Origin of the sequence: Micromonospora sp. GCM10011542 (assembly GCF_042650685.1) — a bacterium.
GTDB lineage: Bacteria > Actinomycetota > Actinomycetes > Mycobacteriales > Micromonosporaceae > Micromonospora.
The window spans coordinates 1-15,674 of record NZ_JBHSBO010000040.1; the positions used below are offsets into that span (position 1 = coordinate 1).

Genomic DNA, 15,674 nt, shown 5'->3' on the forward strand with positions numbered 1-15,674 from the left:
CGTGATCATCGCTGACAGAGTCAGCGATGATCACGCCGAGGTATCACAACACTCTCTCAGGCGCGCCCCGCCTACTGGCAGACGTCGGAGACATCAGCCGGTTCGCCGACCGCGACCGGTTCGCCTCATGGAACGGCACCGCACCCCTGGACGCCTCCTCGGGCGACCAGGAGCGTCACCGGATCTCCCGCGCCGGCAACCGGCGGATCAACCTCACACTGCACATTATGGCCGTGGTCCAGCTGCGCAACCGCACCGAAGGCCGCGCCTACTTCGACGCGAAGAAGGCCGCCGGGAAGACCTCCATGGAAGCCATACGCGCGCTGAAACGACGGCTGTTCAACGTCGTCTACGCCCGCATGGTCGCCGACCAGAAACGCCGGCAGGCGGCGGATCCGGGAGGGCACTCGGGGACGACTCTGCAATCCAGCGTGACCGACCTGATCCCGGACATCGGCCCTTCGGACAAGCCACTTCCCGGACCCGCCACCAACCACCCTAAACCCCTGGTATCAGCGGCGCCTTGACATACATAAGGGGCGCCATGACCGCGCAGCGCAGTGGGCTGGGCGCAGCCAACGCGCGGACAGCGGCTACCTGTTAGCTGGTGGTACGACCGCAGCTCGGCCAGGTTGGTCGAGGTGACCGGTGGGGGTCGCTCTCATCGCGGCTGCCCACCGCAAGGTTGGTGTGGCTCTCATTTGGCGTGCGCCCCGCCGGTCACCGCGGCGGAGAGAGGCTCAAGAGGGGACTGCGCGGCTCAAGGTAGCGCTGCTCTCGCGCCGACGAACACCGTCGGATCCAGGGAGGACACGATGGCCCAGGTCATCATCGGCGTGGACCCGCACAAGCGTTCCGCCACCATCGGAATCATCAACGCCCGAGAGAAGGCGCTCGGGCAGGGCCGGGTTCGGCACCGACCGCGACGGCTACCAGGCCATGCTCGCCGCCGGTCGCAAGCACAAAGACCGCGTGTGGGCGGTCGAGGGCTGCAACGGCATCGGCCGCCACATCGCCCAACGTCTGGTCGCTGACGGCGAGACCGCCGTGGACGTTCCCGCGAAGCTGTCCGCCCGGGCCCGCGTGTTCGCCACCGGCCAGGGCCGCAAGACCGACCCCCGTCGACGCCCGCAGCGTCGCCGTGGTCGCCCTGCGCACCGAAGGCCTGCGGCAGGTCTTCACCGACGACACCACCGTCGCGTTACGGCTGCGCGTCGATCGCCGTGACCAGCTCGACCGCCCCCGCACCGACCCGGTCTCCCGGATGCACCACCCACTACTCGAACTGGTGCCCGGCGGCGCGAAAAAGGACCTGTCCGCCCAGCAGGCCCGCGCCCTGCTGGGCACCGTGCGCCCACGCGGCGTGGTCGGCAGAACCCGCCGCCTGGCCTCCGAGCTGATCGGCGAACTCGTCGTCATCGACAAGAAGATCAAAACCGCGAAACAGGAACTCACCGACCTGGTCAACAGCACCGGCAGCCGGCTGATGGACCTGACCGGCATCGGACCGTCCGGCGCCGCCCGCCTGATCGGAGACATCGCCCCGTTTCCCAGCCGCGTCCACTTCGCCTCGTGGAACGGCACCGATCGACGCCTCATCCGGCGACCAGAACCGGCACCGGCTCTCCAGAGCCGGAACCGGGGCATCAACCGCGCGCTGCACATCATGGCCATCGTCCAGCTACGCCGTGACACCGAAGGACGTCGCTACTACCGCGCAGATTGGCCGCGGGCAAGACCCCGATGGAGGCCCTACGGGCACCGAAACGGCGCCTGTCCGACATCGTCTACCGGCAGATGGTCGCCGACGCGAAGCTGATGAGAACGGGTCCGGGAGGACACTTGGGGGCGACTCTGCAATCCAGCGCGACCGACCTGAGCCCCGAGATTGACACTTCGGAAAGTCACTTCCCGGACCCGCCACACCCCAGCCTAGAACAACCCTCGCTGCGGCCTCTTGACCCAGAGGGGTGCCTGCCTGTGTCTAGATCGCAACGTGATGTGAAGAACCATTGGGTTCTGGCGGTTGTCTAGCGGTAACCAGAGGATGGGTGGCCTAACCAGCACCGTACCCGGGAGGGCATCAGTCGATCGCTTCAGCCGACTGAAGGTCGATGTCTCAGGCCTTGCCGTTCCCAGAGGTCGAACCAGATCGGTCAAGCTACTTTCCGTTCGGCGGTTGACGCGGATCGTGAACACCCGATAAGCAGGACACCTTAGCGACCGAGACAACCAGAGGGCCTCTTGCTCACGATCGTTGCCAGCGCCGCGGCGTCCGTGACTCTGCTTGCCGGACCCACCGCCCCAGCCCCCGCAGCTACCGCCAACGATGGCCGGAAGGCCTACTGCGCTTTCCTTGCCAACCGGCAGGCCTTGGCCGACGCTGCGACGGCGCTGGGACTGACGTCATCGGGGCCTACGCCACTGACGTCCCTGGGGCCAACGCCGAGTTTCCTCGTGCCGAGTGCAGGGCTGATGTCGTTCGAGGACTGGCGCCGGACCTACCCGCAGGACTTCGATCGCGCTTGCGACGCCCTAATCGTGGCGAACCGCATCGAGTCCGGCACCTCTCCCGTCAGGCCGCCGACCGGCACAAGCGCGAACCTGTGGACGATTCTAATTTCCGCAGTCGTCGGAGCGTTCCTCACCATGCTCGGCGGCGAGTGGAAATCGCGCCGCGACCGGCAGGTGCAGGCTGCGCAGGCGCTGCGGAGTGCGGCTGCGGCCTACGCCCGGGAAGGCAACGCGATGGTTCGAGCGTTGGCGGCGCCGATGGCAGAAGCGGATGACAGCACGTACTACGCCGCGAGGGATGGGCTCGCCAGCAAGCTGCACGAGGCGGCGGCCCTGCGTGGCTCCGTCCTAGGCACGACGCTGCTCGAGGAGATACTCAGCATCAAAGCCACTGCGGTTGTTGCCAGGTGGCCGGATGACGCCGCTGCTAGAAGGGCTAGACAGCAAGAGGCGGCGCGGTGGTTGACCGCTGTCGAGATCGACGCGATGCGCGTTGCGGCGGCCGTGCAGCGCCCTTGGCCGTGGTATGGCCCGCAGTCCACCGCGCGGGCCATGCAGCTCGGTGCCTAGGCAGATGAGCGAGATGAGGATTGGATCGTGACCGTGAACCCCTTCGTCGTACCACAGCGGAACTGGGACGACCGGCGGCCGCTGTGTCCGTGGAAGCACGCGGAACACAGCTCCTACTATGTGCCAGTCGACCACACCGAGGAGGCGTTCCGGGACTTCTGCAATAAGGTCGGCGATCCGGCGACGTCGGTCAATCGGCCGACGATGGTCGTAGCCGTGGGCGGCGAGGGCTGCGGCAAGACCGCCCTGCTGCATCGCTGTGCGCACTGGCTCGATGCGGAGTTGCGGAGCTGCAAAATCGACAGCCTAATCGTCGACCTGACCGATGAGACCGGCCTCGGTCTGGCGTCAGACGTAAGGCTGGTGCACTGGACCGAACGGCTCGTCGACCGGCTCGCGATCAAGAACGTGCTGAGGCCGGCGCTGCAGAAGCAGTTGTCCGATCGCAAGGGCGACCCGCGGAGCACGCTGCCGTTTCTTGGTGACCTGCTTGAGAGCATCCCAAAGGTCCTCCACGTCATCCTGCCGGGCATTGAATTCCTGAACGAGGCCACCGTCCTCGCGAGCTTGGCCCGGCCTTACCTCAACCTCTACACCGAATGCGCGAGCGACGACCTGCGGCGAGCGCTAAAGGTACCAGGAACGCCAGGCCTCGACTCAGTTGTCGAGCTGGAAGTCGGGGTGCTCAGCGTGGATGACGGGTGGATCTTCGTTGAGAGCCGGCTGGCAGCGGCGGCCCTAGCTGCGACGGCCCCCACGATCGACGAGGCAACGGTACGGCGCTACATGGCCGAACGGATAAACGGCCGGGGGACGACGACGATCCGGGAACTTAATCTCATCTGCGCCGCGGTCTTTGCCGATGCACAGACCAACTCTCGCCAGGCCATCGAATTCGGTGACTTCTCGGCCTACTACCTGAGGAACGGTGCACTATGAGTCATCCAAGCGCGACAAACCCGTTCCCATCGTCGGCAGTTGCCCGATTCTCATCGCTCGACGCCGAGCCCTTGCCCACGGTCTCGACGGACGCCGTCCGGCGTGCGACTTCGCTACTCGATCAATATCTCGTTGAGGGTGCGATTGAAGGGGAGACTGGCAAAGGCGGCGTCGTCGCCATCGTCGGCGAATACGGCACAGGGAAGACGCACCTCGCCTTGACGATGCTGCGACGGCTTGGTCTTGCAGGAGAGGTTAAGAGCCTGTATCTCGATGCTCCGGCCGACAGTTTCTTGGCGCTGTACCGGGAGCGGTTTATCCCCCGGCTTAGTCGCACCGAGGTGCGACGGACAATCGAGGATTACTACGCCGATATCGTAGCGGAGGACCTCGACGACTCGGACCTGACCCGGCCTATGGCCAACGAACTGCGCGCCCGGGCAGTGGAGCCGCTGGCGTTGGTGCGTCGGATCGGATTGATGGAGGCCAAGTACCAGGAGCTTCTTACCGAGCGGCTCCGAGAAATAACCGAAGATCCTTCGTTCGGGGTGGCGCTATCGCTGTTCCTCAGGCCAGAATTCGAGGCCGCGGTGTGGGAGTGGCTCTGTGGAAATGCCGCCGACTCCGCCCTGATCGAACGTGGCGTAGTGAGCACACTTGACACGGACGCCAGTGCGTTGCAAGCAATGGGTGTCATCGCTCTGCTTTACGGCGGCCAGCGGCGGCGTTTCGTCGTAGTCATCGACGAAATGGAAAAAATCCTGAGCGACAGCTCCCCTGCGGAGCAGGCCGAGGGAGTCCTCGCTGCATTCAAGCGCATGCTGGAAATCTTCTCCAAGACCGGGGCGCTGTTGATCCTCTGCGGACTACCCGATTTCCTGGAGGCTCTGCCGGATGACTCCCGTCAGCGAATCTCTGTGGTAATCAAGCCGGACCGGTTGAGGGAAGAGGATGCGGTCCGTTACATCGAGGATGCCAACGAACGGAGCACGGGTGAGCGTAGCCTGAAGCCGTTCTCTACGGACGTGGCTGCCTATCTGGCCGATCTTTCCGGCGGTAACGCCCGACGACTGGTCCGACTTTGCTTCTACGCATATGCGGACGCGGCAGGAAAGACGGTCACCCGCGCTATCGTACGGGAGGTTGCGCGCGAGCAGTTCGAGCTGGTCAGTCAAGACGATCTTCGCGGCGACATCGTCCGTGTCCTGAACCGAAATGGCTGGCGCTTCGAAACCAACAGCGCGTTGGCTTTTGGAAAGAGTAAGAAAAAGGTCGATTATTGGATTCCCGTGGGGCACGGAGGTTGTGCGATCTTCCTGGCTCAGTCTATCCTCCAAAAGGCTGATGTGGCGAGCCTCGTCCCAGTGTTGTCCAGGGCGGAAAAGGACCAGAGTCCCTTGCCGATTAAAACTTTGTTGATCGTCAATGGGTATCTCGGCGAGGAGTTTCGACCAGCTCTCGAAGGGCAATTCGACGCCATCGTCATCCACAATTTACGCACGTTTGGTGACGACCTTGATGCGGCACTTCAAGGCGCGGTAGCCCGGCTTGAGAAGGACGCCAGTGCGGCCTCCTTTGAGACGCTCTTTGCGAAGCTAGACCAGAGCGTCCGGCAGAACAGTCAGTTGCTCCGCACAGTTGATCATCTCGCCGAGCGGCTACTGGGGCAGAATGCGATGCAGTTGGCTGTCGAGCGTGGCCTAACCTCCGTATTCGCGACTCTTGCGGGCGGGCGCGCATCATCGTCTCACTTCCCTGAAGTGGACAGACTCTTCATAGATATACGACAGTATCTAGACGCGTTTCCACGCTTCCCGGATTTGCGCACGAGATATCGGTTCGGCGACCGTAAATTCCGGCTGACTCTTTTGCTTGAGGGCGTGCGAGCGGCGGTGGAATCCTTACGGGAAGCGACGATGAACTGGCTCCTCTCCCCAGATTCTGACCCAGAATATCTAGAGGAATTGTGCCGACAATTCGATGAGGTGGCGCGTCAGTTCTTCTCGATGGTAGGCTCCCGTGAGCTTCACGAGCTGCAGGTCGCTCTAGAGCGCACAGGCAGGAGCCTCGACGCAAAGAATATGGAAGATGTGCTCATGAGGCTCGGCCCCAGAGTCTGGGAAGTTGCCGGAGAAGCTAGGCGCGTGCGAGAGGGCTTGGAGTGATGGCACCGACCGTGTGAGCGTCCTGTCTAACGCTGAGCCGTCCCCGTCCATCATCCCACTGCTGGCTTTGCTCGGGATTCTTTGGTGGCTTATCCGTGGCCATCGGCGCAAGAACGGCTCGGTGAGCCGTGCGAGCCAAAGCTGAATCGTTCCAGTGAAGGTCAGCCTCCGACGTACTGACATCGGCAGGAGAGGTCACGGCCGAACCCTCTGTTTAACAGGCCACCACAGCTCGACCGCCCTGCCACCGTCGGGAACGGATGCGGTCGAGCCGACCTGCCTTTTGCTATGCCTTTCGGTCCTACCGGATTTCGGTCGCAGTCTCGGAAGGGAATTAGGGGTGGTGTAGCGCGTCCTCGAGGTGCGCGAGCGCGGCGATTGCGACGGTGTCGACCCCGGCTCCAGTGAGAGCAACCATGCGTCGCCCGACGCGGACTGCCTCGTCTGGACTTGCCGCCTCGTACAGCAGCGGTACCAAGGCGCGTACCGCGGCGCACCTACCGTCGATGTCCTCCAGCAGGCGGGGATGCCGCTCAACGAGCCGAGCGAGGCGCTGGTCGACCACCGCGTCGAGCATTGGCCGTGCCCGCCGCTGCAATGTGGTCCGCAACTGGGCCCTCCCGCTCGGCCGCCGCAGCAGGTCCGCCGGGTCAGCGCTTGCACTGAACTCGGCTACCAGTAACGGTCCAGGCGACCGAGGCTGCCTGAGTAGCTGCCAGGCCCTGTCCACTGCGTCTCGGCCGCCCGCATCCGCGTCGAATGCCGCCACGATGCCATTTGCGGCGCCGGGCAGCTCCCGGAGTATCACGGCCTGGTGGTCGGTCAGCATGGTGCCGCACGGCGCGAGGGCCACCGCTCCTGGCCGGCCCGACTGTGAGTAGGACAGCCACACCGCGAGAACATCCGCCGGCCCTTCAACCAGGACCGGCATCCACCGGGCATCGAGGCGGTCCTGCTGCTCCGCAACCCCGAACAGCAGCTGCCCCTTGTTGTAGATCCCAGTCTCAGGACTGTTGATGTACTTCGGTACACCGTGACCGGCGCCAGGTCCGGCGCAACCCAGAAACGCCACCGCATGCCCAACCGGATCGCGCACCGGAAACACGACCCGGTCCCGAAAAACGTCGATAAGCCGCCCCGCACGGGTGCGGGTTGACAGGCCCGCACCTACCAGTTCGTCGTCAGTGAAGCCCGCGGCGCCCAGGTGACGCGTCAGCGAACTCCAGCCGGGTGGGGCGTACCCGACCCGCCACGGCCACTTTCGCTCAACGAGAACACCGAGACCTCGACCCACCAGGTAGACGCGAGGGCCGTCGGCGTGGGGGAGCTGGCCGCGGTAGTACGTCACCGCGGCCTCGACGGCCGCGATCAGCCGTGCGGGGTCGAGCCCGAGACCGCGTGTCGAGGATGTTGGGGGAGTGAGTCGAGGTGCATCCATTGGCTACCTCCGATACTCAAGCTAGCTCCAGTCGGCCGGACCTCGCCAGGAGCGTTGCGCCATCCGAATCCGGCGTGCGGCACGGGTGCGCTGCGCGTGGCGGGTCATCGCAGCGGTGGAGGCGGCGACGGCGCTGGTCAGCCGCTCGGCGTTCGGTTCGTCGTACCAGGGCAGCAGGTTGAGCATGGCCACCTTGACGCCGGTGGCGAACAGCAGCGCTGACCCCTTCGGCAGCGCCCGGATCTGCGCCGGGTCGAGGATCCGCTGCCGACGCACTGACGTCTGGTACGACGTACGGCCCTGTCCGTCGCGCGTACGGGAGGCGACGGCGACGTCGTGTTCGCCAATGAGCCGGGACAGGTCTTCGGCGAACCGGGCGTCGTCGATGCCCGCCCCAACCAGCTTGATCGTGGCGGCCGACCAGAGCGCGTCCATGCCCTGCTCGCCCCAGACCCTGGTGCCTTGCCGGTAGGACTGCAGGATGGTCAGCGGGATGATGCCGCGGCTGCCGAAGTGGCTGTACAGCTCCGGCAGGTCCCTGATCTTGCAAATGTTTGCGGCTTCGTCGAGGCAGGCGACCAGCGGCGGGTCGAGCCGGCCACCGTGCGCTTCGGCGACCGTCACCGCAGCCCGGAGTACCTGGTCGGTCAGGCCGGCGACGAGCGGTGCGGCCGCGCCCGCGCCGTCCTTCGACAGCAGGTAGAGCGTGTCGGCGCTCTCGACGAACGCCTCGACCTCCAGTGCCGGCAGCGGCCGGTCCGGTGGGGTGACCCAGGCCATGATGGTCGGATTGGCCAGGCAGGCCGCAGCCGTACGGGCAGTCTCGTAGAGCCCCTCACGGGTTTCGGGAGCCCCGGCCTGCCGGCCGGACATGGCTCGGGCGGAGGCGCCGAAGCCGTGGCTCTTGAGGATCGTTGCCGGCTCGCGGGAGGTGGAGTCCGATAGCCACGCCTGGACCGAGGTCAGGCGTGCGGCCCTCGATCGCGGCGGCGAGGATCAGGGAGGTGAGCAGGTCCAGCGCGCCCTGGATCCAAAAGTCGTCGCTGCCGTGGGAGTTGCGGACCTGCTGGACGAAGTGGTTGGCCAGTCGGTGGGCGTCCTCGACGTCCTCGACGGCGGCCAGGGGGTTCCACCACCAGTCCTGCGGCACGTGGGCGATGGACTGCGGGTCGAACACCCACACGGTGCCGCGCTCCGTCCGAGCGGCCGCGGTGGTGGCCCACAGATCCGGCTTGTTGCTGGTGGCCAGTGCCGCTCCCGGCGCGTTTAGGATCGACTGCACGGCCAGCGCGGTCGTCTTTCCGGTGCGGGGTGCCATCACCGCGAGGATCACGTCCTCCCAGGAGGAGTAGAGCCGAGGTCCCGAGCTGCGCCGCCGCCAGTGCGCCCCGAAGACGACCCCTGCCGACTCGGCGGAGATGCCCTTCGCCGGCATGTCGGCCAGGCCGGGCCGCAGGCGGCGGGCCTTGGCGGCCACTGCGGGTAGTGTCATGGCCCGTACCTCGGCCGGTCCGGCCAGCGACGGCAGCGGATCCTCGGCGTCGGGCTTACGCTCCTGCCACCACACCGCCCCGAGGGTGCCCAGGCCCACCAGGACCAGGAGCAGCACCGCGTAGACGACACCCACGGCGGTGGGGGTGACTCCGGGCCACAGAGCGGCCCAGTCGGTACGCAGCAGGTGTTGTAGGTACGCGGACCCGAAGCCAGGACCAGTGGCGGGACTCCCGCTCGCGGCGGCGGCGATTCGTCCGGCCAGCCAGGACAGCCATATCAGGGCGACCACCGCCCACGCCAGCCCGAGTAGCAGGAACGGGGTGAGTGGTCCGCCGGCGGTGCCGCGCGGCTCGACGGGCCGGCTGTTCATGACTGCGTCTGCCGGATCGCCGCGTCGGTGTCGTAGAGCTCCCACTCCTCGCCGACCAGGGTCAGCGACACCGGCAGTCCGTTGCGCTCACCCGTCTTGATCAGGTACTTCCCTCTGCCGGGATGCACGGAGCCGGCGAACCAGGCCTCGGGTGCGGCCCAGGACGCCACCAGTTCGCGCTCGGGCCCGGACAGCTTGATGACGTCGTTGACGCGATTCAGCTCGCGCGGCGGCAGACCGGCGAGGATCTTGATGGCAGACCGCTCGATGAAGCCCTGCGCCTTGGCCCGGTCCTCGGGCGTGGGCAGGGCGTCGAGATCGGCGAGGGAGTGAGTGACCATCACGCTGGCCATGCCCCGCTGCCGGTTGAGCCTCGTAAGCGCGTCGGCGTGTTCGACCAGCCCGGTCGCGCCCCGCAGCGCCCGCCACAGCTCGTCCATGACGCCGAGGTACTGCCGGCGCGGCGCCAGGCCCTGGTCGGCGAGCACGGACGCGGCGTCGACCATGCCGAAGCCGTACGCCCAGGTGGACAGCATGGCGGCGGCCACGAGCTGGTCGCCGGCGGCGGCGACCTGGGAGATGTCGACGCTGACGGCCGGGGCATCCAGGTCCAGGGGCGTGGTGGTGGGGCCGTCGAACACTCCGCGCAGGCTGCCCTCGCACAACAGCGCCAGGGTGGGTACCAGCTGGTCGACGCGGCGGCGGTACTCGCCGTCGGTGCGCGCCCGGGCCGCGGTGAGCAGCTCGTCGGCGCCGGCTTCGACGAGGCTCAGCACGTCGGGCACCGTCGGGTCGCGGTCAAGACTTTCGGCGAGTACGTCGATCGCGCGGCCGAGGATGATTTCCTCGGTGTTGTTCAGCGCCTGTCCGCGTACCAGGGCGCACAGCGCCAGCAGCAGCGACATCCGCCGGCCCCGGATCTCCAGCCGCAGCTGCCGGGCGTCGGCGGCGCCCATTCGGGCGAGCGCGCTGCCGAGTGGGCCGGAGTCCAGCGGGTTGAGCCGGTCCAGGCCGCGTCCGACCCGGATGACCTGGCCGCCGAGGTGTTCGACGAGCCGGGTGTAGTCGGGCTTGGTGTCGCCGAGGATCAGCGTGCTGGTGCCGAACCCGGTCATCCCGGTGATGAGGCGTTTGACCACGGTGGACTTGCCGACGCCGGGCTGGCCGAGGACGAACACACCGGGGTTGGTGATCAGGCCCTCGCGCAGCCATTCGAGGGGGTCCAGGCAGACGACCTCGCCCCACAGCATGTGCCGTCCGATCGGTACCCCGATCGTGGGCGCCCCGGACCCGGCGACGAAGGGGAACAACCCATACAGCTGCACGGTGGTGCCCTGGTACTCCATGCCGGGGGAGACGTGGCTGGCCCGGCCGGCGCCGGGCGTTCGCACGCCCCAGGCAGGGGCAGTAACGGTGCTCTTCATTGAGTGCTCCTGGTGGTGAGGTCAGCGGGGCCAGTGGCGGGCCAGCTGCGGCGGGCACACACCGCAGGGCAGGGTGGTGGCGAAGCCGGCGGCCTGACTGGCGCGTAGCTGGCGTAGCCGGATCTTGGCTACGTCGGCGCGGGACTCCACGTCGGCGACGGCCCGGCCCAGGTCCTCGGTGGAGACCACGGTGGTGGTGACGAACAGCGACATCAGACCGACTCCGGAGCCGGTCGCCTCTTCCCGCGCGGTCTGCAGGGCTCGTTCCCGGTCGGCGTGGTCCCGGGCGGACTCGTCGCGCTTCTGCGCCCGGTTGTACGCCGCTCGGAACGCTGCGGCGTTGACCTCGCTCTCGACGATCCGCGCGGCTTCGCCGGCGGGGAAGGGCCGGTAGAGCAGCGACACCCGCTTCGGGTACGGCCCGGGGGCGAGTAGCCGCGCGAGGACATCGGCGTGCACGTGCTGGCGCGGTGCTTCGTGCCAAGCCCATGACACTGACGTGCCGGAGTCGTGCACGTACCGGTCGAGATGCTCCTCGGCCATCACGGGCCCGGCGCTGTCCCAGTCCACCCACCGGGCCAGGTCCAGGCCGGGGGTCGCCGCCAGGCGGGCGACGTTACCCCGGCTGGCCGGGTCGAACGCCGTACGGACGATCGCCGAGATGTTCTCCGCGCTGGCCCGGCCAAGGACGGTCAGGCCGCAGCTGCCCAGGGAGTCCTGCAGGCCCGGGAGGGTTCGGCTGATCTCTTCCAGGGCCTCGTCAAGATTCTTGGGCTTGCTGGGGGAGGAGCCCGGCTTGAAGGTCACCGACACCCGGGTCTCCACATCGGCGGCGGCCGCCGGAGACACCTCCACCAGCCATTGCAGCACCCGCCGAGCGGATGCCGGCCCGTGCGGCACGATCCGCCGGCTGACGTGATCGGCCAGCCGTGAGCCGGGGTCCGGCGCGGTGTCCACGGTGACGGCGACGTGGTCGACGATCGGCAGGTAGCCCAGGTTCGCCAGCCACCCGCCCCAGTTGGCCACCCACGCCGCGCTCGCGTCCGGATCGGCCAGCCACGTGGAGGTGGCCGCACAGCGCAGCGTCACCGTCATGGTGCCCAGCCGCTGGTTGTACACCACCCCGTACTCCCCGCCGCTCTCGTCGTCGATCGTCAGCAAAGTGGTGGGCGCCAGCACACCCGGCAGCTGCCAGGCGTGCTGGCCGGCGACCATCACCCCCGAGCGGTACGAGGTGTAGCCGCGGCTGGTGCCGATCAACCACCGCACCCGCTGCGCGATTCCGGCTGACACCGGCACCCCGTCCCACCGCAACACCAGCAGCGCCACAAGCAGCGCGCACGGTCCGGCGGAGACGGCCAGCGCCCGTAGGCCCATCGATCCGGAGATGATCAGCACGGTGATCGCCGCGAGGACGACGAAGGTCTGCGTCGGTCCAAGGCCGAACAGGCCCATGCCCCGCGCCCGCCGCCAGCCCCCGTAGGTGCGCACCTGCGCCTGCTCGCTGCTCACGACGGGGAATTCCCTTCCTGCATAGCGGAGCCTGCGGTGTTCGCGCCTGCCTTCGCCGCGCTGACACCGGCCTAGGCCACCAGAGCGGCGCCGATAACGATCGGTGCCGCCGGTCCGGTCGCGGCTCCGGCCGCCGCCATGCCACCTCCGGCCGCCGCACCCCCACTGGCGGCCGCGCTTCCGGCCGCTGCCCTCCGCTCGTACCGGTCGTGCAGCTGGCACAGCGCCGCGAGCAGGATCATGTCCGACGAGTAGCCCCCGTAGACCCGCGGCGGGCCACTGCGGCCCGGCTCGCTGATTCCCTCGACGAGCCCGTTGGCGTACGCCGTGATCTGGATGAGCGGCAGCTCCCTCGACCGGCCACCGCCGAAGAGCCGCTCCTCGAGCGACCCGGCGGTCTGGCCGAGGATGTGCGCGAGCCTCGGGTCACGGCGCGCGTCGTCGAGGACGCCCTGCCCGTACTCGGCGCGCAGATTGTCCATGGACTGCAGCGGCCGCCCGCCGGCGCGCGGCGACCACCTCTTGCGGTTGATCATTCGGCGGGCGATGAACGTCAGGAACCGGCCGCCGTCCCCGCGCCGGGCGCCCAGGTTCATGTCCCATCCGACGGCCAGCATGAAGGCCAGCCCGGCGGCGCAGACCAGCAGGAACCATTCGCCGGTCCACACCGTCCCGGCGACGAGCACCAGCTCTCCCACGGTGGCCGGCACCAGCACGCCGGTCATCCACCAGGACGCCCGCCACCGGTCGCGCGAGATGAAGAACCCCGTCGAGGTGCTCAGCATGGCCACGAAGCAGAAGAGCAGGATCAGCGCGCGGAACCTCTGGTCGGAGGTCATGCCGGGACGATAGCGGTCCGGGCCGACGTCAGCACCTGCCCCTTACCGGGCGCGGTGCCGGGCGGCGACCTCCTGCACCGCCCTGCCCATGTACCGGGCGGCGTCGTCCTGCGCGGTGCCGAACTCGGCGTCGCTCACGCGCGGGCCGACCGAGGTGACGCGCCCGACCACCTTCGCGCCGCGCACCTCCACCGGGTGCGCCTCGATCCCACGGGCCAGGCCGGCCGGGTCTTCAATCGCCTCGCACCGGCAGTTCTCGGTTAGGCCGGGGGTGGCGTCCCGGTCGCGCGGGTTCCGCAGCTGCTGCTTCGGCGGGGCGCCGTAGTGCGCCTGGTCGTAGTCGGGGCTGTCCACCACGAACCGCAGGTTCGCCGGGACCTCCTGGCCGTTCGCGTCGCGGTGCTCCGGCCGGACGTCCTTGTCGTTGGCGGTGTGCCACGTCTTCGTCGGCGGGGCATTGTCCCGGGCGACGTCGGCGACCTCGTCGGTGATGGCCTGCACCTTGCGGGCGACCATCGCGGCGACGATCTGCTCGAGCCCGTTACGCGGTCGGACCGGGTAGCCACGATCCACCTCCGGCGGGACGAGAACGGCCTGGACCGCGACGTGGTCGACGTCGGGCACACCGGGGACTTCATGCAGCCGGGGGATGCCGGTCACCGTCCACGTGCGGATGCCGTCGTTGGTGGTGATGGTGTCCTGGGCCCGGACGGGCCACACCGGGTCGAGTCGCAACTTCCACGACCCGTCGGGCTGCTCCACCGCGGCGCCTGGCACCGGGTCGGTGGCGGTGGCGTTGTCGGGGCCGGGGATCGGTGCGCCGTGGGCGTCCCGCTCGGCGGGGTGCTGCCGCTTGCGCACCTGGTAGAGGCCGTCTGCCAGCAGGACCGCCATGCCGCACCCCCTGTCCCGGGTGAACCGGGGCGGCAGGCCCCGTGATTTCCTGCCGCCCCGGTTTGCCCGCTCGCTCACCTGCCGAAGGCGGCTTACGGACTCGACCCCCCGGGTCCGCGCGAACAGTAGGGGAGCCGCCCGGGTTGTGTCTCGCGCACGACGGCGGGGCCGTCGTGGCCATGGTGGACCGCTGCACCACGGTGGGCGCGAACGGGTGCTGCGCGAGCGTGCCGGCCTTGATCTCGGAGACCAGGTCAAGCTAATCGCATGGGCCCAGTTCGAGGCCCCCGGCGACACACCGTGACCGCGAGTCGGCCCACCGGCGGTGGTTTCTTCGCGCATATAAGGGGCATAACCCACTAAATTGGAGGGCAAAGTTTGCCGATCAAGCCAAGGTTTCGCGCGCCCGGTCCCCCCGGCCCGGTAGAGTTCTGCATTGGCATCGGCGCAGTTATCCCGACCTCGAGGGAATGCGACATCGCCCCCGAGAGCTCGGGGGGCGAACGTCCCCCCGGGAAGGGAGCTCGGCCCGATGTCGAGTGATTCACCTCCGCCCCGCCGGCGCCCGCGCCGGAAGGGCAACCGGCCAAAACCCACCCCGTGGTGGGTGAAGGCTGGCGACGTGGCGTTCACCATCCTCAAGGTGGCGACCGCCGCGGTGGGGCTCTACGGGGCCCTAAACGGATGTAGCCCCGTCTAAAGACAGGGCCACATCCAGCAGGTGAAGGGCGCTCCGCTCCTATGGTTTCGCGGCCGGGGGCGGGGCGTTCTTCTATTTTTGCGGGGTGTAAAGCCCGCGACCTCCGCAGTCTGACATACCTAAGCAGGAAGCAACACGTGACCGGGACCACAAATATTTTCAGTTCCGACTCTTGTGTCGTACACTCCCCGCCCTGTGACGTGCGGTTACTTCCACTGTAACGGTGTCCGCAGAATCCGCAGCTTTTTGTGACACAGACCCGCATGGGTGACCCCGTCACTAGGCCAAACGGCCGAATCCCGTGGGTGGTCACGCCATCACGCGAGGTCATTTCCGGGGCCCCTCGTACAGGTGTTTTCCTAGGATGACCCACGCAGCGTGCGGTGCGCCGCTCAGTACGGGCGGGGGATCGCCCAGCCCGGCCGGGTGTAGGCCCGCCGGCCGGCCAGCCGCCACCGGTCCATGGACGACTGCGGCGGCACCCCGGTCGTCGGCGCGTCTGCCGTGGCGGGCCCGTTGTCGTAGCTGACGGACTGGCCCTCCGCCGACACAGACTTCACCCGCCGGCGGGCGCCGCCCTGCTTGGCCAGCCGCCGCACCACCGGGTGCGCGTACGCGGCCGCCGCGACGATCCACCGCCGGATCGGCGCGTATTCGGCCTCCCGGGCGTCGCGCCCGTACAGGTACTCCACCGTGTACAGCCCCGTCGGCTGCAGCTGGGCGTCCAGCTCGGCGGTCACCTGCACGACGAGCCGCAGACGGACGGCGAGGTCGTCGACGAGAAGACGCGCGCACACCGGCGGGCCTTCAACCGG

Annotated in this window: 13 protein-coding genes; 5 read left to right on the top strand and 8 right to left on the bottom strand. The window is 68.0% G+C overall.

Annotated features, from left to right (window positions below):
* Window positions 1–26: 26 nt before the first annotated feature.
* The 5 genes from ACFOW4_RS13450 (at window position 27) to ACFOW4_RS13470 (ending at window position 6,188) form a co-directional block, all read left to right on the top strand.
* Complete coding sequence (locus tag ACFOW4_RS13450; protein ID WP_377527560.1) at window positions 27–527, top strand: transposase; 501 nt, start codon at window positions 27–29, stop codon at window positions 525–527.
* A gap of 614 nt (window positions 528–1,141) precedes the next feature.
* Entirely contained in the window at window positions 1,142–1,819 is a 678-nt protein-coding gene (locus ACFOW4_RS13455) for a transposase (protein ID WP_377527561.1), read from the top strand.
* Window positions 1,820–2,475: 656 nt separating this feature from the next.
* The gene (locus tag ACFOW4_RS13460) at window positions 2,476–3,084 is read left to right on the top strand and encodes a hypothetical protein (RefSeq protein WP_377527562.1); all 609 of its coding nucleotides are present in this window, start codon (window positions 2,476–2,478) and stop codon (window positions 3,082–3,084) included.
* Window positions 3,085–3,111: 27 nt separating this feature from the next.
* Window positions 3,112–4,023 carry a hypothetical protein gene (locus ACFOW4_RS13465; RefSeq protein ID WP_377527564.1) on the top strand — a complete coding sequence of 304 codons (912 nt, stop codon included), beginning with the start codon at window positions 3,112–3,114 and terminating at the stop codon, window positions 4,021–4,023.
* Window positions 4,020–6,188, top strand: coding sequence for a hypothetical protein (locus tag ACFOW4_RS13470; RefSeq protein WP_377527565.1), 2,169 nt, complete (start codon window positions 4,020–4,022; stop codon window positions 6,186–6,188). The genes ACFOW4_RS13465 and ACFOW4_RS13470 overlap by 4 nt, the downstream gene beginning before the upstream one ends.
* Before the next feature lie 334 nt (window positions 6,189–6,522).
* Here ACFOW4_RS13470 and ACFOW4_RS13475 read toward each other — a convergent pair whose 3' ends face one another.
* The 8 genes from ACFOW4_RS13475 to ACFOW4_RS13510 form a co-directional block, all read right to left on the bottom strand.
* Window positions 6,523–7,536, bottom strand: coding sequence for a toprim domain-containing protein (locus ACFOW4_RS13475; RefSeq protein ID WP_377527567.1), 1,014 nt, complete (start codon window positions 7,534–7,536; stop codon window positions 6,523–6,525).
* Between the two features lie 111 nt (window positions 7,537–7,647).
* A complete protein-coding gene (locus ACFOW4_RS13480) occupies window positions 7,648–8,499 on the bottom strand; it encodes a type IV secretory system conjugative DNA transfer family protein (protein ID WP_377527568.1) in 852 nt (283 codons plus the stop codon).
* Window positions 8,462–9,490, bottom strand: coding sequence for a type IV secretory system conjugative DNA transfer family protein (locus tag ACFOW4_RS13485; protein WP_377527569.1), 1,029 nt, complete (start codon window positions 9,488–9,490; stop codon window positions 8,462–8,464). The genes ACFOW4_RS13480 and ACFOW4_RS13485 overlap by 38 nt, the downstream gene beginning before the upstream one ends.
* Entirely contained in the window at window positions 9,487–10,914 is a 1,428-nt protein-coding gene (locus tag ACFOW4_RS13490; RefSeq protein WP_377527571.1) for a hypothetical protein, read from the bottom strand. Before ACFOW4_RS13490 ends, ACFOW4_RS13485 begins: the two co-directional genes overlap by 4 nt.
* Before the next feature lie 21 nt (window positions 10,915–10,935).
* Window positions 10,936–12,426, bottom strand: a complete 1,491-nt coding sequence (locus ACFOW4_RS13495) for an SCO6880 family protein (RefSeq protein ID WP_377527572.1) — start codon at window positions 12,424–12,426, stop codon at window positions 10,936–10,938.
* A gap of 71 nt (window positions 12,427–12,497) precedes the next feature.
* A complete protein-coding gene (locus ACFOW4_RS13500) occupies window positions 12,498–13,265 on the bottom strand; it encodes a DUF6401 family natural product biosynthesis protein (RefSeq protein WP_377527573.1) in 768 nt (255 codons plus the stop codon).
* A 42-nt stretch (window positions 13,266–13,307) separates the two neighbouring features.
* Entirely contained in the window at window positions 13,308–14,159 is an 852-nt protein-coding gene (locus tag ACFOW4_RS13505; protein ID WP_377527575.1) for a hypothetical protein, read from the bottom strand.
* Between the two features lie 1,092 nt (window positions 14,160–15,251).
* Complete coding sequence (locus ACFOW4_RS13510; protein ID WP_377527576.1) at window positions 15,252–15,656, bottom strand: hypothetical protein; 405 nt, start codon at window positions 15,654–15,656, stop codon at window positions 15,252–15,254.
* Between the last annotated feature and the right edge of the window lie 18 nt (window positions 15,657–15,674).